17 protein-coding genes, 1 tRNA gene, 4 pseudogenes and 1 riboswitch are annotated in these 19378 nt (G+C 69.7%); of the genes and pseudogenes, 2 read left to right on the top strand and 20 right to left on the bottom strand.

Annotated features, from left to right (window positions below; genetic code table 11):
• Positions 1 to 36: 36 nt before the first annotated feature.
• The 3 genes from EFK10_RS36110 to EFK10_RS36100 form a co-directional block, all read right to left on the bottom strand.
• Positions 37 to 888, bottom strand: coding sequence for a Bax inhibitor-1/YccA family protein (locus EFK10_RS36110; protein ID WP_127359866.1), 852 nt, complete (start codon positions 886 to 888; stop codon positions 37 to 39).
• A 68-nt stretch (positions 889 to 956) separates the two neighbouring features.
• Positions 957 to 2171, bottom strand: a complete 1215-nt coding sequence (locus tag EFK10_RS36105) for an acyltransferase family protein (RefSeq protein WP_240677684.1) — start codon at positions 2169 to 2171, stop codon at positions 957 to 959.
• A gap of 284 nt (positions 2172 to 2455) precedes the next feature.
• A tRNA-Leu gene (locus tag EFK10_RS36100) sits at positions 2456 to 2538 on the bottom strand.
• Between the two features lie 339 nt (positions 2539 to 2877).
• On the opposite strand from EFK10_RS36100, the pseudogene EFK10_RS36095 reads away from it, so the two are divergent.
• Positions 2878 to 3219 (top strand): annotated as a pseudogene (locus tag EFK10_RS36095) (ABC transporter permease); the annotation flags it as partial.
• A gap of 99 nt (positions 3220 to 3318) precedes the next feature.
• On the opposite strand, the gene EFK10_RS36090 reads toward EFK10_RS36095, so the two are convergent.
• From EFK10_RS36090 to EFK10_RS36020, 17 genes and pseudogenes are all read right to left on the bottom strand, one after another.
• Positions 3319 to 4614, bottom strand: a complete 1296-nt coding sequence (locus EFK10_RS36090) for an SAM-dependent methyltransferase (RefSeq protein ID WP_127359865.1) — start codon at positions 4612 to 4614, stop codon at positions 3319 to 3321.
• A gap of 149 nt (positions 4615 to 4763) precedes the next feature.
• On the bottom strand, positions 4764 to 6194 hold the full coding sequence (locus tag EFK10_RS36085) for an NAD(P)/FAD-dependent oxidoreductase (protein ID WP_127359864.1): 1431 nt from the start codon (positions 6192 to 6194) through the stop codon (positions 4764 to 4766).
• Between the two features lie 332 nt (positions 6195 to 6526).
• A complete protein-coding gene (locus tag EFK10_RS36080; protein ID WP_127359863.1) occupies positions 6527 to 7489 on the bottom strand; it encodes a Ppx/GppA phosphatase family protein in 963 nt (320 codons plus the stop codon).
• On the bottom strand, positions 7486 to 8052 hold the full coding sequence (locus tag EFK10_RS36075) for a DUF501 domain-containing protein (protein ID WP_127359862.1): 567 nt from the start codon (positions 8050 to 8052) through the stop codon (positions 7486 to 7488). Before EFK10_RS36075 ends, EFK10_RS36080 begins: the two co-directional genes overlap by 4 nt.
• A gap of 25 nt (positions 8053 to 8077) precedes the next feature.
• Positions 8078 to 8581, bottom strand: coding sequence for an FtsB family cell division protein (locus EFK10_RS36070; protein WP_127359861.1), 504 nt, complete (start codon positions 8579 to 8581; stop codon positions 8078 to 8080).
• Between the two features lie 209 nt (positions 8582 to 8790).
• Complete coding sequence (gene eno, locus EFK10_RS36065) at positions 8791 to 10071, bottom strand: phosphopyruvate hydratase (protein WP_127359860.1); 1281 nt, start codon at positions 10069 to 10071, stop codon at positions 8791 to 8793.
• 126 nt (positions 10072 to 10197) lie between these two features.
• Positions 10198 to 10539, bottom strand: a pseudogene (locus EFK10_RS36060) (transglycosylase family protein); the annotation flags it as partial.
• A gap of 4 nt (positions 10540 to 10543) precedes the next feature.
• Positions 10544 to 10719: riboswitch (cyclic di-AMP (ydaO/yuaA leader) on the bottom strand.
• 230 nt (positions 10720 to 10949) lie between these two features.
• A complete protein-coding gene (locus EFK10_RS36055; RefSeq protein WP_127359858.1) occupies positions 10950 to 11849 on the bottom strand; it encodes a LysM peptidoglycan-binding domain-containing protein in 900 nt (299 codons plus the stop codon).
• A 147-nt stretch (positions 11850 to 11996) separates the two neighbouring features.
• Positions 11997 to 13229: a cytochrome P450 family protein gene (locus tag EFK10_RS36050; RefSeq protein WP_127359857.1), complete on the bottom strand. Its 1233-nt coding sequence runs from the start codon at positions 13227 to 13229 to the stop codon at positions 11997 to 11999.
• 17 nt (positions 13230 to 13246) lie between these two features.
• Entirely contained in the window at positions 13247 to 13936 is a 690-nt protein-coding gene (locus tag EFK10_RS36045; protein ID WP_127359856.1) for an endonuclease V, read from the bottom strand.
• A 9-nt stretch (positions 13937 to 13945) separates the two neighbouring features.
• The gene (locus EFK10_RS36040) at positions 13946 to 14311 is read right to left on the bottom strand and encodes a DUF6479 family protein (protein WP_127359855.1); all 366 of its coding nucleotides are present in this window, start codon (positions 14309 to 14311) and stop codon (positions 13946 to 13948) included.
• Positions 14312 to 14370: 59 nt separating this feature from the next.
• Entirely contained in the window at positions 14371 to 15357 is a 987-nt protein-coding gene (locus tag EFK10_RS36035; RefSeq protein ID WP_127359854.1) for a nucleoside triphosphate pyrophosphohydrolase, read from the bottom strand.
• Positions 15358 to 15374: 17 nt separating this feature from the next.
• Complete coding sequence (locus EFK10_RS36030; protein ID WP_127359853.1) at positions 15375 to 16013, bottom strand: SurA N-terminal domain-containing protein; 639 nt, start codon at positions 16011 to 16013, stop codon at positions 15375 to 15377.
• A gap of 119 nt (positions 16014 to 16132) precedes the next feature.
• Positions 16133 to 16234: pseudogene (locus EFK10_RS52355) on the bottom strand (excalibur calcium-binding domain-containing protein); the annotation flags it as partial.
• A 72-nt stretch (positions 16235 to 16306) separates the two neighbouring features.
• A pseudogene (locus EFK10_RS51290) lies at positions 16307 to 16996 on the bottom strand (HNH endonuclease family protein); the annotation flags it as partial.
• Between the two features lie 10 nt (positions 16997 to 17006).
• Positions 17007 to 17747: a DUF6585 family protein gene (locus EFK10_RS51285; protein ID WP_240677683.1), complete on the bottom strand. Its 741-nt coding sequence runs from the start codon at positions 17745 to 17747 to the stop codon at positions 17007 to 17009.
• A 53-nt stretch (positions 17748 to 17800) separates the two neighbouring features.
• A complete protein-coding gene (locus EFK10_RS36020; protein ID WP_127359851.1) occupies positions 17801 to 18547 on the bottom strand; it encodes a hypothetical protein in 747 nt (248 codons plus the stop codon).
• Positions 18548 to 18712: 165 nt separating this feature from the next.
• Between EFK10_RS36020 and EFK10_RS36015 the strand changes: the two genes are divergently transcribed.
• A partial coding sequence (locus EFK10_RS36015; protein WP_206305727.1) for an N-6 DNA methylase occupies positions 18713 to 19378 on the top strand: 666 nt, incomplete at its 3' end.

Here is a 19378-nt window from a genome sequence, read left to right as displayed (position 1 = left end):
TCGACGTATGCGTCAGGTCATCAGCCCGTCAGCCCGTCAGTCCCGCAGGATCGAGATCAGCCGAAGCATCTCCAGGTAGATCCACACCAGCGAGAGCGTCAGGCCGAAGGCCGCCAGCCAGGACTCCCGCTGCGGAGCGCCGTACGTGACGCCGTCCTCGATCTGCTTGAAGTCCAGCGACAGGAAGAAGGCGCCGAGCAGCACACCCACGATGCCGACGATGATGCCGAGCCCGCCGCTGCGCATCCCCAGATCGACGCCGAAGACCGACAGCAGCAGATTGACGACCAGCAGCAGCACGAAGCCGATCGCGATCGCCATACCGATCCGCTGATAGCGCGCGGTCACCCGGATCAGCCGGGTCCGGTACGCCACGAGCATGCCGCCCGAGACCGCCATCGTGCTCAGCACGGCCTGCAGCGGAGCACCCGACCACTGCTGGTTGTACGCCTCGCTGAGCACCCCGAGGAAGATCCCCTCGAAGGCCGCGTACGCCAGGATCAGCGCCGGCACCGGCTCACGCTTGAACGACTGCACCATGCCGAGGACGAACGCGATCAGCGCGGCGCCGAGTGCCAGGCCGAGACTCCCGGCGAGGGCGACCCAGCCGACCACCGCACCGACGGCCACGGTGCCCAGCGTGATCGCTGTCCGCATGACGACGTCGTCGATGGTCATCCGCCCGGTCTGCAGCGGCCCGGCCGGAGGGGCCTGGTACATCTGCTGCAGCTGCTCGGGCGAGCCGTTGTTGTAGGGGTTCGTGCCCGCGTAGGGGTTACCGCCGGCGTACGGGTTACCGCCCTGGGGCTGCTGCCCGCCGAAGCCTGCGTAGCCGCCGTCCCCGCGGGTGAATCCCCGCCGGGAGAAGACCGGGTTGCTGCTCCTCATCCTTCACTCCTCCATGGCCGCGCGTTACGGCTTCCTCGCAAGAGTATTGGCTTGGCAAAGAAGACGTGCTAATCCTTGAGGAGGATCTTTCCGGAAACCTGGCGCTCCAAGCCCTTCCGGAGCCTCCGTCCCACCGGCTTCTCCACCAGCCAGTGGATGGCCGCCGCCAGCGCCAGCATCAGCACCACCGTCGCCGCGAGCGCTTCGCGCGGGGTCAGTTCCAGATTGTGCCGGAACGCGTAAATGGCCATGTAACCCAGGTGCTCATGGATCAGATAGAAGGGGTACGTCAGCGCCCCCGCATAGGTGAGCCACCGCCAGTTCGCCCACTCCAGCTTCCGCAGTGCGACCAGGCCGACCAGCACATAGCCCAGCGTCAGCCCCAGCATGATGACGACCGGCGTCCGGGTGATGTAGGGGTGCACTGCGTCCGGCTGCCAGATGATGTCGATGACGTACTTCTGGCCGAGCAGGTAGCTCGCGATCAGGATGCTCCACAGCGTCAGGTCGCTCCCGAAGCGGTACATCAGGTACAGCGCCAGGCCCCCGATGAAGAACGGCGCGTGGTTGCGCACCGTCAGCAGGTCCAGCAGCGGGATGTGCAGGTTCGCCGTCAGCGCCCCCGCCACCAGCCACAGGATGCAGAACTGGACGACGCGTCGGTAGCTCGCTCCCTTCCACAGCACGAAGAGCGCGAACAGCAGGTAGAACCGCGCCTCCACCCACAGCGTCCAGTCCACCCCCAGCACCCGCGGCACGCCCATCGGCGACTGCAGCATCGTCAGATTGACCAGCAGATCACCGAACCCCGGCCTCTTCTCCAGTACCGGCCACGCCGCCGTCGCCCCCGCGAGCATCAGCAGCGCCACCCAGTACGCCGGATACAGCCGCGACACCCGGGAACGGAAGAAGCTGCCCAGCGAGCGCCCCCACCCGCTCATGCAGATCACGAACCCACTGATCACGAAGAAGATCTGCACCCCGAGGTTCCCGTATATCGCCGCCTGCGCCATGTTCGGGAACAACAGCCGCGGCGACTCCCCGAAGGCGTTCGACGGCGCCCCACCATGCCCCACGTAGTGGAAGAAGCACACCAACAGCGCGGCCAGGAACCGCATCCCGTCCAGCGCCCTCAGCCGCCCGCCCCCGCCACCCCTCTCAGCCCGCCCCGGCCCCTTCGCGGGCACAGCCTCGGCTTCGGGCACGACGCCGGGAACAACGTCGGGCAGGGATGGCACCTCGGCCTCCTCGACCGAGATAACGGACGTACTCTCCCGCGCCATGCGGAACCCCCCAAAGGGTTTTGGCGCCAGCGGATCTCGCGACGCGCAGGAATGACCTGTGGACGACATAAAAGGTTGCACACGGGATTCTCATAGGTTTTTATTTTTTGATAGGTGAACGTGAAGTGAACACCCGCCTACGAGTTGGACAATCGCTACATGCGCAACGAGAACGGCGAATACGGACACCCATAGGAAATCCATAGGAATGCCCCGACGAAGTGCGGGTAGCCGGGGAGGAAGCACCCGTGCGGCCCGATGGGGACCGCCGCTGGACGAAGAGGTGCCCGGAGCCGGACTTGAACCGGCACGCCCGCGAGGGGCAGCGAGGTTTAAGCTCGCCGTGTCTGCATTCCACCATCCGGGCAGGCGGCACATGAGCGCAGTACGAGCCTATCCGGGAAGGCGGGGCGGCCAGGGGGCCGTTGGCTCCATGTTGTCTGATTTTATGGGTAACTGACGGAGCATCAGACACTACCGAAGGGCCGGAATGCACAGGCCCGGGGCCGTCCGGGGGCTGGACAAGGCCCGCAGCATATGACGTGAAATCGCTTGCCCCCTGGTGGGGGACTCAGGGTCGGCGTCATACCCAGGGACTACGGCGAGGCGGTCGCGTACGTCTTGGGCACGCCATGAGAACAGCAGCAAAGGCTGATCCGGAGGGCGATCCGGGCCGGGAGGATGAGGGAAGACCGATCGTCCATGCGTGGTCAACACCCTGGCGATGTCGGTCTTCGAGCGCTCGCACGAAATCGGCATGCTGCGGGCCATCGGGCTCGACCGGTCGGCGGTCAAGCGGATGGTGCGGCTGGAGTCGCTGATCATCTCGCTGTTCGGCGCGGTGCTCGGGATCGGGCTGGGGGTCTTCTTCGGCTGGGCGGCCGGACAGCTCATCTCGGGCAGCCTCGACTCGTATGCGATGGTCCTGCCCTGGGCCCGGATCGGGCTCTTCCTCGCGCTGGCCGCGCTGGTGGGCGTCCTGGCGGCGCTCTGGCCGGCCCGGCGGGCGGCGCGGCTGAACATGCTCGGGTCGATCAAGGCCGAATAGCCGAAGAGGGGCGCCCGGCGCCTTCTGCCCCGCCCTTCCCGGGCGGGGCAGAACGCGTCACCGCTAGGGCCTGTCCGGTGGATCAGGGTCGGACAGGCCCTACGCCAGCCACTCCGCGCGGGTGCGTGGCATTCCGGAGTCCCCGGAGGCCGTCGTGCGGACGGCGAGGACCTGGTTGACGCCGATGCGGTTGTGCTCGAAGGACAGCGCGCAGGCAGCCATGTAGAGGCGCCAGACCCGGGCGCGGCCGGGGCTGGTGAGGCGGAGGGCGTCCCGCCAGTGCGTCTCGAGGTTGGCGACCCACTGGCGGAGGGTGCGGGCGTAGTGCTCGCGGATGGCCTCGACGTCGCGGACCTCGAAGCCGGCCTCCTCCAGACGGGACACGGTGGAGCCGACCTGGGCCAGCTCGCCGTCGGGGAAGACGTAGCGGTCGATGAACTCGTCAACGTGGTACTTCTCCTCGTCCGCCACCGGACGCCGCGCGATCTGGTGGTTGAGCAGCCGCCCGCCGGGCCGGAGCAGCCCGTAGAGCACGGCCGCGTACTCGCGGTAGCGGTCGCGGCCGACGTGCTCGGCCATGCCGATGGAGGAGATCGCGTCGTACGGGCCGTCAGGGACGGCGCGGTAGTCCTGGACGCGGATGTCGATGCGGTCGGTGAGGCCGGCCTCGGCGACGCGCTTGCGGGCGTAGGCGGCCTGTTCGGTGGACAGGGTGATGCCGGTGGCGCGGACGCCGTAGTGCTCGGCGGCGTGCAGGACCATGGAGCCCCAGCCGCAGCCGACGTCCAGCAGCCGCTGGTCGGGCTGGAGGCCGAGCTTGCGGCAGATGAGGTCGAGCTTGGCGACCTGGGCGTCCTCCAGGGTCGCCTCCGGGGTCTCCCAGTAGGCGCAGGAGTAGACCATGGACGGGCCGAGGACGAGCTCGTAGAAGTTGTTGCCGACGTCGTAGTGGTGACTGATCGCCTCGCGGTCCCGGCGGGGGCTGTGCAGCATGCCGCTGCGTCGCCGGACCTCCTCCGGCGGGGGCGGCGGGGGCAGTCCGGGGCCGGCGAGGGCCAGCGCCTCACGGCCCAGGCGGTACGTCGCCGGGTCGCGGAGCACTTCGGTGATCCCGCGGGTGGCGTCGTCGCGCTCCCAGAGGAAGCCGGCGAGCCGGCCCAGGGCCTCGTAGAGGTCGCCCTCGACGTCCAGGTCTCCGGCCACCCAAGCGCGTGCCAGGCCCAGTTCGCTGGGCCTCCAGAGCAGGCGCCGCAGTGCCCGGCGCTTCCGTAGGACGAGTGCCGGCGCGTCCGGCGGGCCCGACTGGCTGCCGTCCCACGCGCGGACGCGCAGGGGGAAGGGAGTGCCGAGGGCTTGCTCGGCGAGTGCGGTCAGCCGTCCGGCCGCGTCGGTCATGTCGGGCACCTCCGTCGTGACAGGTTCACGGTTCCTCTCAGCACGTAAACGTCTGCACGCTACGGAGGTAATCCCCCTGGATGCACGAATGCCGAAGGGCGCCCGCACCACGGATGGCGGGCGCCCTTCGGCTCACGTACGGCGTTGGGTCAGGCCTTGGCCTTCTCCTCGGCCTTGACGGCCGGGACCTGGACCGGCTTGGCGGCCTGGACCGGCTTGGCGGCCGGGACCTGGACCGGCTTGGCGGCCTGGACCGGGACCGGCTTGGCCGCCTCGTAGAACTCCACGCGGGGGTGCTCGATGGCGCCCAGCGAGACGACCTCGCGCTTGAGGAACATGGCCAGCGTCCAGTCGGCCAGCACCCGGAACTTGCGGTTGAAGGTGGGGACGGCCATGCCGTGGTAGCCACGGTGGAAGTACCAGGCGAGGCGGCCCTTGAACTTGAGCTTGACCTTGCCGAAGCGCAGCAGCGCGACGCCCTTGTGGAGGCCGAGGCCGGCGACCGCACCCTTGTTGGCGTGCTTGTACTCGGACTGCGGGAAGCCACGCATGCCCGAGATGACGTTGTCGCCGAGGACCTTGGCCTGGCGCAGCGCGTGCTGGGCGTTGGGCGGGCACCAGGCGCCCTCACCGGAGGCGAGGTCGGGGACCTGGGCGTTGTCGCCGGCCGACCAGATGTAGTCGGTGCCCTGGACCTGGAGAGTCGTGGCGGTGTCGACGTGGCCGCGCGGGCCGAGCGGGAGGCCGAAGTTGGCCAGCGCCGGGTTCGGCTTGACGCCCGCGGTCCAGACGATGGTGGAGGCGTCGACCTCGAGCCCGTTGGCGAGCACCACGTGCTTGTCGACGCAGGACTTCATGGAGGTGCTGAGGTAGACCTCGATGCCGCGCTCGCGCAGGTGCTCCAGGCCCCACGCGCCGAGTTCCGGGCCGACCTCGGGGAGGATCTTGTCCGCGGCGTCGACGAGGATGAAGCGCATGTCCTCGCGCTTGACGTTCGGGTAGTACTTGGCGGCGTCGCGCGCCAGGTCCTCGACCTCGCCGATGGTCTCCGCGCCGGCGAAGCCGCCGCCGACGAAGACGAAGGTGAGCGCCTTGCGGCGGACGTCCTCGTCGCTCGTGGACTCGGCCTTGTCGAGCTGCTCGAGGACGTGATTGCGCAGGCCGATGGCCTCCTCGACGCCCTTCATTCCGATACCGTTCTCGGCCAGGCCGGGGATCGGGAAGGTGCGGGAGACCGCGCCGAGCGCGATGACCAGGTAGTCGAAGGGCAGCTCGTAGGTCTCGCCCACGAGCGGCTCGACGACCGCGACCTTGCGGTCCTGGTCGATGGTGGTGACCCGGCCGGTGAGGACCTCCGCCTTGGGGAGCACGCGGCGAAGCGGCACCACGACATGGCGGGGGGAGATGTTGCCGGCCGCGGCCTCCGGCAGGAAGGGCTGGTACGTCATGTACGAACGCGGGTCGACGACGGTGACGGTCGCCTCGCCGTAGCGCATCTTCTTCAGGATGCGCCGGGCCGCGTACAGGCCGACGTACCCACCGCCTACTACGAGGATCCTGGGACGCTCCGTGGTGCTCATGGCTTCGAGTATTCACCACGTCCTAGGGGGTGGCTCGTGAGCCCCTTCACAAGCTCTCCCGACCCTTCTGCTACACTGCGCCGCTTCGTGATCAGGGCCACAGCGCCGCGGGGGAACCTGGTGTATGGCGCAAGCGTTGATCGACCCCTTTGAAGTGCGGAGATCGCCACGGGGGCCGGGTCGCCGAGAGATCCTGCAATACGGCGGAAACACAGTCCCGCAAGGGGTTTTGAGGGCCGTGAGGCCCCCGGCCTTCGAAAACTGGGCCGTGGGGCCGGAACTTCATGTGAAGAGTTTCACAAACAATTTCGGGCGTGCCGTCGAGGGTGCCGTCAGGCGAGGCTCCAGGCGATGCCGTCGAGGATGTCGTGCTCGCTGACCACCACTTCTCCGGCCCCCGTCCGCTCCATGATCTCGAGCAGAATCAGGGCCCCCGCACCGATGACGTCCACCCGTCCGGGGTGCATCACCGGGATCGCCGCGCGCTCCGCGTGCGTGGCCGCCAGCAACTGCCCGGTGATCTCCCGGACCCGGTCAACGCCGATACGGGAGTGGTGGATCACCGTCGAGTCGTACTCGCTCAGGCCCAGCGCGATCGCGGCCACTGTCGTCACCGACCCGGCCAGCCCGACGAGCGTACGGGCCTGCTTCAGCGGCACCGACTCCTCGGCCAGGTCCAGAGCGGCCTCGATGTCGGCCTTTATGGCGGTGATCGCGCCGAGGGTGGGCGGGTCGAGGATCTCTCCCTCACGCACGAGGTGCCGCTCGGTCATCCGTACGCAGCCGATGTCCACCGAGCGGGCGGCGGTGACCGTGTCGTTGCCGACTACGAACTCGGTCGAGCCGCCGCCGATGTCCACCACGAGGTAGGGCTTCGCCAGGTCGTCCCGTCCGGTCAGCTCCTTGGTCGCCCCGGTGAAGGAGAACTCCGCCTCCTGCGCGCCGGTGATCACCTCGGGCTCCACGCCCAGGATGTCGACGACGCCCCGTACGAAGTCCTCGCGGTTGGAGGCGTCACGGGAGGCGGACGTGGCCACGAAGCGCAGGCTCCCCTTACCTTCGGCGGGACCCCCAACGCCCAGCTCCTTGATCACGGCGGCGTACTCACGGCAGGCGGCGAAGGTGCGCTCCAGCGCCTCGGGCGCGAGCCGGCCCGTACGGTCCACGTCCTGGCCGAGCCGGACGATCTTCATCCGGCGGTCCAGGTCCTTGAGCTCGCCGGTGTCGGGATCCGCGTCCGCGACGAGCAGGCGGATGGAGTTCGTACCGCAGTCGATGGCCGCGACCCGGGTCACTTCTGCTCCGCTTCTTCTTCTGCTGCGGCTTCTGCCGCTGCTTCTGCTGAGCAGGGGCTTACGCAGGGGCCCTTGCTCCACCACTCCGGGAGCATCGCGATGGCCTCGTCGCCCAGCGGGTTCACCCCGGGGCCGGCGGCGAGGGAGTGGCCGACCAGGACGTGCAGGCACTTCACGCGGTCCGGCATGCCGCCGGCGCTCGGGAAGCCCTCCAGGACCTCGATGGCGTCGCGCCGCCGGATGTAGTCCTCGTGGGCCTTCCGGTACGCGGCCGCCAGCTCGGGGTCCTCGGCGAGGCGGGCCGTCATCTCCTTCATGACGCCGTCCGCCTCGAGGGTGCCGATCGCGGAGGCCGCGCGCGGGCACGTCAGGTAGTAGAGGGTCGGGAACGGCGTGCTGTCCTCAAGGCGCGGCTGGGTCTCCACGACGTCCGGATTGCCGCACGGGCACCGGTGCGCGATGGCCCGCAGGCCGCGCGGGGGGCGGCCCAGCTGCTCCTTGAAGGCGGCGATGTCCTCGTCGGTGGGCGGGGTGTGCGGAGTGGCGGGTGGGGGCGTTTCCATGCGGGGTGTCTTCTCGTGCCGTTCGTTAGTTGCTTGCTGCACGGGCGGGGGCGGAGCCGTCGGCGTGATCCACGCCGTCCCAGAGGTTCGTGTACCAGGGCCTGCGGCCGGCGGCCTCGCTCGCGTCGTGCCGGTCGGCGCTGTTCTGCGCGGTGGCGCCCGGGGTCACCACGGTATATCCCGTCTCGCCGGGCAGGACGTAGTTCAGCCGCTCCCGCGCCTGGCTCCGTACGTACGCCGGGTCCTGCCAGCGTGCCTTCTCCTCCCGGAGCTGGTCCACCCGCTGCCGCGCCTCCTGCGCCTGGCGGCGCTGGTCCGCGATGGCGCTGCGCTGGGCGATGTACTGCCTCATGGGGTACGCCAGGGCGACCACCAGCGCACACACCACGAGCGCCAGCACGGCCGCCCGACCCGTCAGCCGGTTCCGGCGCGGTCCGCTCGGGCCTCTGCCCGTCGCCCGGTACACGCGGGCCTGCGCCTGCGCGCCCAGGGCGCGGATCCGCGTCGCGGTCGAGAAGCGGTCCGGCACGGGCACCTCCGGTGGGGGGTTCGCGTTGGGTCGGCGGCTGCGCCTTCGGTCACCCTACGCGGCCGTAGGCCGCGCACACGGGAGGGTTGTGCCCACCCGCGCCCGGGCCTGGGCCACCGTCGCAGGGTGTGTAGCCGTGGCCGGGTTGGGCCAGCCCGACCGCCTCAGGCGGACGGGCTGGCCCAACCCGGCTGCGTACAGCTACCGCGTCAGCCCTTGAAGCGGGGGAACGCGGACCGGCCGGCGTAAACCGCGGCGTCGTCGAGGATCTCCTCGATGCGGAGGAGCTGGTTGTACTTGGCGACGCGCTCGGAACGCGCGGGCGCGCCCGTCTTGATCTGGCCGCAGTTGGTGGCGACGGCGAGGTCGGCGATGGTGACGTCCTCGGTCTCGCCGGAGCGGTGGGACATCATGCACTTGTAGCCGCTGCGCTGGGCGAGCTCGACGGCGTCGAGGGTCTCGGTCAGGGAGCCGATCTGGTTGACCTTGACCAGGAGGGCGTTGGCGGTGTTGTTGTCGATGCCCTTCTGGAGGCGCTCGGGGTTGGTGACGAAGAGGTCGTCGCCGACGATCTGCACCTTGTCGCCGAGCTGCTCGGTGAGGGTCTTCCAGCCGTCCCAGTCGTCCTCGAAGAGCGGGTCCTCGATGGAGACCAGCGGGTAGGCGTCGACGAGCTCGGCGTAGTACGCGGTGAGCTCGGCGGCGGAGAGGGCCTTGCCCTCGAACTCGTACGAGCCGTCCTTGTAGAACTCGGACGCGGCGACGTCGAGCGCGAGCGCGATGTCCTGGCCGGGCTGGTAGCCGGCCTTCTTGATGGCCTCGACGATGAGGTCGAGGGCGGCGCGGTTGGAGTCGAGGTTGGGTGCGAAGCCGCCCTCGTCGCCAAGGCCCGTGGACAGGCCGCGCTCCTTCAGGACCGCCTTGAGCGTGTGGTAGACCTCGGCGCCCCAGCGCAGGGCCTCGGAGAAGGACTCCGCGCCGATCGGGGCGATCATGAACTCCTGGATGTCCACGTTGGAGTCGGCGTGCGAGCCGCCGTTGAGGATGTTCATCATCGGGACCGGCAGCACGTGGGCGTTCGGGCCACCGAGGTAGCGGAAGAGCGGGAGGTCTGAGGCCTCGGAGGCGGCGTGGGCCACGGCCAGCGAGACGCCGAGGATGGCGTTGGCGCCGAGCGAGGACTTGTCGGGGGTGGCGTCGAGGTCGAACATCGCCTGGTCGATCAGGCGCTGCTCGGTGGCGTCGTAACCGACGAGCTCCGGGCCGATCTGCTCGATGACGGCGAGGACGGCCTTCTCCACGCCCTTGCCGAGGTAGCGGCTCTTGTCGCCGTCCCGCAGTTCGAGGGCCTCGAACGCTCCGGTGGAGGCGCCGGACGGAACTGCGGCCCGTCCAGTACTTCCGTCGTCGAGGCCGACCTCGACCTCGACGGTGGGGTTGCCTCGCGAGTCGAGGATTTCCCGGGCTACGACGACGTCGATGGACGGCACGTGAGTCTCCTTTGGATGTCTCTTCTTTTTCGTGCTGAGCCTAACCGACACCAAAAGCCCCGGCCGGGCACGCAGGGGGGAAGTGCGTACCCGGCCGGGGAGCCGTGGGATGAACAGCTGGTGTCAGAGGTTCTTGCCGCAGATCGGCCAGGCACCCTTGCCCTGGCTGGCCAGCACCTTCTCGGCGATGTTGATCTGCTGGCCCTTGCTGGCCAGGTCGGCGCGGGCGGCGTACTTGGTGCCGCCGAAGGCTGCCCAGGTGGACTTGGTGAACTGCACGCCACCGTAGAAGCCGTTGCCGGTGTTGATGTGCCAGTTACCGGTGGACTCGCACACGGCGACGCGGTCCCACGCGGACGCGGGGGCGGCGGAGGCGGTGGTGGCGGTCAGCATCGGGACGGCGACAGCGGTGGTGGCGACGGCGCCGAGCAGGGCGTAGCGGACCGTCTTGGAGGCACGGCGAATCATGAAATTGGTTCCTCACCGACGCCTACGAGGTCAGCTGTCGGGTTCGGGCCGAGTGAGTGCCCGGCGCCGCGCGGCATGCGCGCAGCACTTAACCCCAAGCCGTACGGAGCCGGATCCATCCGTTTCCGTACGGCGGCGAACCTGTGGGTCCCCCGCTCCTGCCTACGGCGCTTTCGCGTCGACTGTTCCCGTCGGTCGGCGGCAGGATTCGGCGTACCTGACCGGCGGGGCCCGCGGCGGCGAGCGATGTCGACCGTAAGCAAGGCTTTGGGTAAGGGCAATCCCCTCAAGATCACCACGGAAGCACCCATCCCGACCCGGGAAATTCATATAATTCCAGGTGAGCGTGGGTGAATCAGGACCGAACGGACACTCAGTACCTAAAAATCTGGGTAAGGCTTGTCACACGGCTACCCCACCGTCAGATACTGTCCGGGGTGGATCACTCCCGGATCGTCACCGATCACGGTCTTGTTGGCCTCGTAGAGGGCGTGCCATCCACCGGTCACGTGCTCCGCGACGGCGATGTCGCAGAGCGAGTCACCGTCGCGGACGCGGTAGCGCTTCGGGCCGGTGATGTCGGAGTCCGCCTTGGTCGTGCTGCGGCCGAGCTTGCCCCAGGCGGCTTCCGCGGTGGCGGGGACGGTCTCGGGCTTCGCGTGCCGGCCCGTGCTGCGGGTGGGGGTGGTGGCGGCGGGGGCGGGGGTGGCGGCCTTGGTGGACGAGGAATCCGGGGATGCGGTGGCCTTCGTCGAGCCGCCGGTGCCCGTGTCCGTGGTGGAGCCGGAGGCGGAGTCGGTCGGGGTGTCCGTGGCGCCGCCGGTCGGGGCGGTGGCCCCGTCCGTGGGGGTGCCGGTCGCCCCGTCCGTCGGGGAGGCGGATGTGGAAGTGGAGGTGGAGGCCGAGCCGGAGGCGGTGTCGGTGACCGCGGCGGTGAGGCCCGAGATGTCGGCACAGGTCGGCCAGGCGTCGGCGCCGAGGGAGCCGAGGATGTGGTCGGCCACGGTTATCTGCTCGTTCTGGCTGGCCAGGTCGGGGCGCTTCGCATAGTCCTGGCCGCCGTACTCGTCCCAGGTCTGCTGGGTTATCTGCAGTCCGCCGTAGAAGCCGTTGCCGCTGTTGGCGCTCCACAGGCCGCCGCTCTCGCAGAGCGCGACCGCGTTCCAGGTGGTGGCACTGACGTCGGCGGCCTGTGCGCCGCCCGCGGCGAAGAGTGGGAGCGCGATCCCGGCCCCGGTCGCCGCGACCGCCACCATTGCGGTGGGAGCCTGGCGCGGTTTGCGGTGTCTGCCGTTCCCGGACGTCAGCATGCGATCGCCTTTCTCAAACGAAGATTGCGATGACCGCAGAACGTAGCGGCGTTGGCCATGGCATCACAAGTCGATGTATCGGAGATCACGCCGAGATCACGGGACTGACGGAGTGTCATATTCCGTATCGCCCCTGCTCAGCCCGAACTACCCCTCAGGGGTGAAAAGAACCGGAAGAGTCCGGAGTCCGCGCATGATCAATCCGCCCCGCCAGCGCAGCTCCGACGGCTCGGCGGCCAGGCTCAGGTCCGGCAGCCGGGTCAGCAGCGTGGCCAGCGCGGCCTGCGCCTCAAGTCGGGCCAGCGGGGCGCCCAGGCAGTAGTGGATGCCGTGTCCGTAACCGAGGTGCTGGTTGTCCCGGCGGGTCAGGTCGAGGGTGTCCGGCTGCTCGAAACGGGCCGGATCGCGGTCGGCGGCGGCCAGTACGACGAGCACCGGATCACCCGTCGCGATGTCCTGGCCGCCGATGGTCAGCGGGTCGGTCGCGAAGCGCCAGGTCGCCAGCTCCACCGGCCCGTCGTAGCGCAGCAGTTCCTCGACGGCAGTCGCGAGCAGCGCGGTGTCGCCGTCGGCCAGGGCCTGTTGCAGCTGCGCGCGCTGCTCGGAGTGGCGCAGCAGCGTGTACGTACCGTTGCCGATGAGATTGACGGTCGTCTCGAAGCCGGCGAAGAGGAGGATGAAGGCCATCGCGGCCGCCTCGTTCTCGGTGAGGTGCTCGCCATGGTCGCTCGCCCGGATCAGCCCCGAGATCAGATCGTCGCCCGGATCGGCCCGCTTGCGGTGGATCAGCTCCAGCAGGTACGCCCGCATCTTCTTCACCGCGCGGGCGACTCCGCCGCGCGGTCCGCCGCCGTGCCTGATCATCATCCCGGCCCAGTCGCGGAAGTCGTCCTGGTCCTCGGCCGGCACTCCGAGCAGGTCGCAGATCGCGTAGATCGGCAGCGGGAAGGCGAACTCATGGATGAGGTCCGCCTCCCCGGTCTTCGCGAAGCCGTCGATCAGCCGGTCGGTGAGCTCCTGCACGCGCGGCGCGAACTCCGCCACCCGGCGTGGCGTGAAGGCCTTCGAGACCAGCCTGCGCAGCCGCGTGTGGTCCGGCGGATCGATGTTGAGCAGATGGGTCATCAGGTCGGCGCTGCGCTCGCCGGGGATCCCGACCTTGCCCTTGTGGTGGGCCTGCTCGCTGTGGTGCACCGGGTTCTTGCTCAGGCGCGCGTCCGCGAGAGCCTGCCGGGCGTCCGCGTAGCGCGTGACCAGCCATGCGTCGACTCCGCTGGGGAGGGTGGTGCGGTGCACGGGCGAGTGCTCGCGCAGCCATCCGTACGCGGGGTAGGGATCGGTCGCGAATTCCCAGGTGAACAGGGTCGGGGTCTCAGACACCCCACGACCCTACGACCCTACGAGGCCGGCACGTCCCGGCTGAGGCGGTCCGCGAGCCTGGTCGTCTCCGGCAGGCGGTACCTCGGCGCCAGCGCCAGGACGTGCCGGCACGCCGTGTCCAGGTCGATCCGGTGCCCCGTCGACACGTACACCGGCTTCACGCCGTCCTGCGTGCGCAGCGCCCGGCCGACCGTCTCGCCGCCGTCGGTGAGGGGCGCGTACGAGCCGCGTACAGGGGCCAGGTCGCGCGGGTCGTACGTCCCGACGAAGGGGGTCTTCGCGACGCCCGCCGTCGCGATGCCGGTGATCACGCCGAGGTGGCAGGCCAGCCCGAAGCGGCGCGGGTGCGCCAGGCCGTGCCCGTCGCAGAGCAGCAGGTCGGGGGTCGTACGGATGCGCTCCAGGGCCTGGATCAGCACCGGCAGCTCCCGGAAGGCGAACAGCCCCGGTACGTACGGGAAGGACGCCCGACCCACCGCGGTCGCCTGCTCGACCGGGGCCAGCGTCCGCGCGTCGATCACCACCACGGCCGCCACGACCTCGTCGGCCGCGCCGCCGCTGCCGGCGTAGGCCACGTCCAGGCCCGCTATCAGGCGCGGCGACTGCGGTCCCGGACCGACATGATCGGCTCGGGGCCGCAGTTCGTCCTGCAGGGCCAGCGCCTCGGACTCGCCCTGCGGCCAGGCGTGGGGTACCTCGATACGCATCCGGCGAGGCTACTTGTACTTCACCGTGTGCGAACCCCAGTTCCCGAAGCCCTTCATCGAGTGCGGCAGGCGCCGGGTCCCGTCCTGTACCCACTCATCCGTCTCGCGTGTCTCGGTGAGCGAATGCCGCTCGCCGTCCTGGTGCCCGGGCCCGTGATCGGGCGGCGCACCCTGCTCGTGCTCCTCACGCTTCTGCCAGGCCCCTGCACGGGGCTGCGGCTTCTGCTCCGGGGGTGGCTCCTTGGACCGGGCCCACAGGCCCAGCGAGACGGCGCCGACCAGAATCCCGACGAGGAAAATTCCCACCACCAATGGCGCGATCCCCACGAGGTAATCGTGCGTGACGGCCAGGTGGACCTGCTCCACAGCACTCATGCCCTATTTGTACCCCTTTACGGGCCGGGGCAACATGCCCGTCAGCGCACCCGCTCCGGTCAGGCACCGCCCTCGGCGGAGCGGATCGCGTCGCGGTAACGGCGGGCGGCCGTGCGCAGGGCGGATTCGGGGTCGATGCCGGCGGCCTGGGCGGCCACGGCGAGGTCGAGCAGCCGCTCGCCGTAGTCGGCGCCAGAGGTCACCGGCACGTCGAGCCCGGCGGCCCGGGCGCGGCCGGAGAGCTTGGCTGCGAGGGCCAGGGCGGGCTGGCCGAGGGGGATGCCCTCGGTCACGGAGGTGCGCTGCTTCTCTATCGCCTTGGTGCGCTGCCAGTGGGCCTGAACGTCCTCCGGGGTCTCGGCGACCGCGTCGCCGAAGACGTGCGGGTGGCGGTGGATGAGCTTGTCCACGATCGTCCCGGCGACGTCGTCGATGGAGAAGGGCTCCTCGTCGTCGTCCTGCGCGATCCGGGCATGGAAGACCACCTGGAGCAGCACATCCCCGAGCTCCTCGCGCAGCGCCTCCTGATCCCCCTCCTCGATCGCCTCGACGAGTTCGTAGACCTCCTCGACCCCGTACTTCGCCAGCTCCGCGCTGGTCTGCTCGCTGCTCCACGGGCACTCGCGCCGAATCCGGTCCATGACCTGCACCAGGTCGAGCAGCCGCGCGCCCGGCAGGTCGTAGGAGCCGGGCAGCAGCTCGAGGTCGGGCATGGCGACGCGGCCGGAGCCGCCGAGCCGGGCCAGCTCGTCGGTGACGGCAGGGTCGCCCTCGCCGCCGGCGATGTAGACGACTGTGCGGCCGCCGGCGGTGAGCTCGACCAGCTCGCGCCCGCTGGGCGAGAGGCGCTCGACGGTGACGCCCGCCTCCCGCAGATACGGCAGCAGCGGGTGGTTCATATCCGGGCAGACCACCTGGTCCGCGCCGTGCAGGGCCTCCCAGGCAGGCCAGGAGAGCAGGCCGGGCGCCACCCGGTGGGTGGTGGTGAGCAGCAGGAGGCGCCCCGGCGCGGTGCCGGCGTCGTCATTCGTCGAGTTCGAGTCCACCCGACGAAACTACCTCCCTACGCACTCGCCGAGGTCGCGGTCACCTGGGTGAGCCAGGGGTCCTTGGTGGTGTCGAGGGTGAGCTTCTGGGAGTTCCAGGTGCCGTAGCGAGGGTTGACGTCGATGCCGAGCTTGTCGGAGGTCTGCTGCAGCACCTTGAACACCTTGGCCTGCCCCGTCGCCGTCTGCATGTCGGCGCCGTAGTGCTTGGCGACCTTCTGCAGGGTCAGGTCGGTGCGGATGCTGTCGTCGATGTCGGCCGGCACCATCGCGTACGTCTGCAGCACCTGCGCCTCGAGGCTCGCGCTGCCGCCGGCCTGCTTCTCGGCGGCAGCCCTGGCCTGCTGGACCTCGTACGTGGTGACGGACACCCCGGCGTCCTTGGCGGCCCGGTCGATGACCCGGGCCTCGATGAGGGTGTGCACCGTGGTGCTCTGCAGATTGCTGCTCGCCTCGATGAGCTGCGCCGCCTGCGGTGACTTCTCCTGCGCGGCCCGCACCGCGTCGACCCTCGTCTGTACCGCCGCGACCGTGATCCGCTGTCCGCCGACCACCGCCGCGGCCCCTGGGCGCGGGGTCCCGCACGAGGTCAGCAGTGGTGTCGCGACGAGCACGGCGACGGCGGTGAAGGAGAGCGCAGTCCTGCGGCGGAGCATTTTGCCTCCCGGCAAGGGATCGAGCGACGGTGCACGACCTGGCGATGATCGAGGATATTGACTCAGGCACCGCTATATCCAGCACTCGTACAAACGAGAACCGCACCGACAGGTGTCGGTCAGCTGTCGCAGGCGACTCCGTCGCCGTCCCGGTCCAGCGACCGCGAGTACCCCGGGTCGCCCTTGCGGAGCGGGGCCGCGCCCGCCTTTCGTACGGCGTCGCAGTTCGCGTAGTGCGTCGTCCCCGCCGGGGCCGAGGTGGTCGGGTCCGTGACGGGGGCGCCGGAGGCGACCGGCTTGCCGGAGTCGGGGAGCTTCTCGCCGGGGCAGGTGTTGAGCACGGTGCGCATCGCGGTCTGCTCGGCCTTGGTGACCCACACGCCGTACTTCTTCTTCACCGCCGCCTGCCGCGCCACGTAGGCACACCGGAAACTCTTGTCGGGCGGCAGCCAGGTCGCCGCGTCCGCGTCACCCTTGATGCGGTTGGAGGAGTAGTCGACGGCGAGGAGATTCAGCGGGTCGTTGGCGAGCTGCTCGCGCTTGTCGCGGGTCCACTGCTGCGCGCCCTTCTGCCAGGCGTCCGACAGGGCGACGACATGGTCGATGTCGACGGTGCTCTTGCCGCGGGTGAAGCGGATGGCCTTTCCGGTGTACGGATCGTCCAGCGTGCCGGTGGCGACGATGCAGTCGCCGCCCTGGGCTGCCTTGAACGACTCGGCCGTCAGGTCGCGTTGGAGTATGTCGTCCCGGGTGTCGCAGGAGTTGTGGTCCGTGTCGACCCAGGACTTCCCGAACTGGGCCCTGGAATAGCCCGTCTTCGGCGCCCGCCCCTTCACGGTGAGGTCGTTCACCGCCGTCAGGGCGCTGCCCTTGGGTGCAGCGTTGTTGCCCGTCCCGGTCGCGGTGGTGTCCTTGCAGCCCGCGATGCCTATTACCCCGATCGCCACAACCACCAGTGCGGTTCCCGCCCTTGATATGCCCACGAACGGAACTTTACGGCCGCAGTTGCCCGACCAGGGCGAGGAAGAGGAAGAAGTTGGGGATGTCCTTGACGGCTTTGGTGGACCAGGAACGCGTTTTGCCGCCTTTACGGAGGAAAAGGGCGCCGTTCTTGATCTGGAGCCCCTGGATCTCGGCCCAGGTGGCGGAGCCGGACTTGGCGGTGGCGATGCCGCCGCGGCTGACGGAGAGGTCGCCGAAGCGGAGCGTTTCGCCCTGGTCGAGTCGGGCGAGGAGGCCGGGGAGCTGGAAGTTGGTGATCTCCTGCTGGATGAAGGGGCCCCAGCGCTCGGGCTCGGCATAGAAGTTGGTGAGCTTGCGGGACGTGCCGTCCTTGGCGTGGAGCGTGTAGACGTACGTGGTGCCGACGTAGATGCCGTTGGCGTAGCGCTCGGTGATCTCCTGGAGGGCCATCATCGAGTCCCAGCGGAAGGCGGCGGGGGTACCGTCCTTGGCGGTCTCGATCAGCCCGTGCTCGAAGAGGTGGAGGCGGCGGGCGGCCTGGGCGCGGGAGAGGCTGGGCGTCTGCGATGCGAGCCAGAAGAAGTAGAGGCCCGGCAGGACGAGGGCGAAGAGGCCGAGGATCCCGAAGAGGAGCAGGCCGCCCAGGCGAAGGACGCCGGGGCGTTGGGGGTGGATGGTGAAGCGGTGGGCGCCGAGGCCTTCGGCGGCGGCCAGAGCCGCCAGTTCGGGGGCTATCGGCTCGTGGGGGACGGGGGAGGCGTCGACTGCCATGTCGTGGGTGCTGCCGTTCGTGTCGGTGCGGTGAGGGATGCGGTGAGGCCGGGTCAGCCGCCGAGCTTGTCGAGGTCGACGGTGTCCTTGGCGACCGGGGCCTTGGCGTTGACGGGCTTGTCGAAGCCGGAGAGCAGGAGGGTACCCGGCTCCTTGCCGCCCTTGGTGACGAGCTTGAGCAGGTAGGGCTTGCCCTCGGTGGCGACGTAGATGGTGTAGTGCTCGGCGCCGTCGCTCTCGGTGAGGGTGATGGCGGGGACGCCGTCGACAGTGGTGAGAGCGCCCTTCCTGGCCTCGGTGTCGCCGCCCTCGAAGCCGGTGAGGACTTGGGAGAGGTCGCAGGAGCTGGTGAGGTCCTTGGCGTCGGCGCCGGTGGCCTTGGTCTTCATCCAGCGGCCTCCGATGACCGACTTGGCGGTCTGGCCGTCCTTGCCCTGGGACGTCCAGTAGGCGTCGTCGAACTTGAGGAAGGCGGTGGCGCCGGCCTTGATGAGCTGGATGGTGCCGTCAGCGGTCTTGATGTGGCCGGTGCAGTCGCCCTTGGTGTCCAGGGCCATGTGGAAGGCCATGTCCTGGCCGCCGCTCTTGCCGTCGAGGTCCATGGTGAGAGAGGTGGCGGACTTCGTGGCCTTGATTGCCCTGGTGGCGATCTGAGGGCCCGTGAGGTCGGCGATGGTCTTCTTCTGGGACTGCTGCCCGGCGGTGCTGCTGCCACCCGTGGGGTTGCAGGCGGCGAGGCCGAGGGCGGTGGCGGTGGCCACGAGGGCGATCGTGGCGCGCTGGAAGACGTGCTGGTGCATGTGGATTCCCCCTGGGATGACGGGCCGTGAGGCGATGGAGCCATCACAGCATCTGACTGTGAACCGAGTCAACATGACTCTGAGAATAAAATGAATTCACGCCGTGAAGCGATCTCTCTCGTCTTCATCGGTATGCTCGGGGCCACAGGGAAGGGGAGGCGCCAGGTGCCGGAGAACGCAGCAGAGGTGACCGCCGCCGGGATCGCGCGGCTCGCCGGGGTGGGGCGCGCAGCGGTCAGCAACTGGCGGCGCCGCCACGCCGACTTCCCCCGGCCGGTGGGGGGCACCGACACCAGCCCGGCCTTCGCGCTCGCCGAGGTGGAGGCGTGGCTGCGCGGCCAGGGAAAGCTGGCCGAGGTCCCGCTGCGCGAACGCGTCTGGCAGCAGGTCGAGAGCCACCCGGCCGGCGCCCTCACCGCGCTGCGCCAGGCAGGCGCCGTCCTGCTGCTCGTACGGGACCGGCCGGACGACTGGGCGGACCTGAGGGCGCACGCCCTCACCGAGGCGCTCGACGAGGTCTTCGCGCTGCGCTTCGCCGAGCAGTTCACCCTGGGCCGCCCCGTCGAGCTCGACCTGCTGCGCGGGGTCTCCGAACTGGCGGCCGAGCTGGGGCCACGGCAGACGTACGAATTCCTGCTCGGGCGCTACCTGGACGCCAACCCGAGGCAGCACACCCTCACCCCGCCCGACCTCGCCGAGCTGATGGCCGCGCTGGCCGGCCCGGCCCGCACCGTGTTCGACCCGGCGTGCGGCACCGGCGCGCTGCTGCGGGCCGCCGAGGCGCCCGATGCCGTGGCCGGGCAGGACGCGGACCGCGAGCTGGCAGCGCTG

This window comes from Streptomyces soli, from assembly GCF_003999195.1.
Taxonomy (GTDB): Bacteria; Actinomycetota; Actinomycetes; order Streptomycetales; family Streptomycetaceae; genus Actinacidiphila; species Actinacidiphila soli.
The sequence above is the reverse complement of the archived record's forward strand: the minus strand, read 5'-3'. Positions and strand labels throughout refer to the sequence as shown.

Coding starts and splice junctions, on each gene's coding strand:
- EFK10_RS36110 (WP_127359866.1), bottom strand. CDS start 888: ATGAGGAGCAGCAACCCGGTCTTCTCCCGGCGGGGATTCACCCGCGGG.
- EFK10_RS36105 (WP_240677684.1), bottom strand. CDS start 2,171: ATGGCGCGGGAGAGTACGTCCGTTATCTCGGTCGAGGAGGCCGAGGTG.
- EFK10_RS36090 (WP_127359865.1), bottom strand. CDS start 4,614: ATGACCGACGCGGCCGGACGGCTGACCGCACTCGCCGAGCAAGCCCTC.
- EFK10_RS36085 (WP_127359864.1), bottom strand. CDS start 6,194: ATGAGCACCACGGAGCGTCCCAGGATCCTCGTAGTAGGCGGTGGGTAC.
- EFK10_RS36075 (WP_127359862.1), bottom strand. CDS start 8,052: ATGGAAACGCCCCCACCCGCCACTCCGCACACCCCGCCCACCGACGAG.
- EFK10_RS36055 (WP_127359858.1), bottom strand. CDS start 11,849: ATGCTGACGTCCGGGAACGGCAGACACCGCAAACCGCGCCAGGCTCCC.
- EFK10_RS36045 (WP_127359856.1), bottom strand. CDS start 13,936: ATGCGTATCGAGGTACCCCACGCCTGGCCGCAGGGCGAGTCCGAGGCG.
- EFK10_RS36040 (WP_127359855.1), bottom strand. CDS start 14,311: ATGAGTGCTGTGGAGCAGGTCCACCTGGCCGTCACGCACGATTACCTC.
- EFK10_RS36030 (WP_127359853.1), bottom strand. CDS start 16,013: ATGCTCCGCCGCAGGACTGCGCTCTCCTTCACCGCCGTCGCCGTGCTC.
- EFK10_RS51285 (WP_240677683.1), bottom strand. CDS start 17,747: ATGGCAGTCGACGCCTCCCCCGTCCCCCACGAGCCGATAGCCCCCGAA.
- EFK10_RS36020 (WP_127359851.1), bottom strand. CDS start 18,547: ATGCACCAGCACGTCTTCCAGCGCGCCACGATCGCCCTCGTGGCCACC.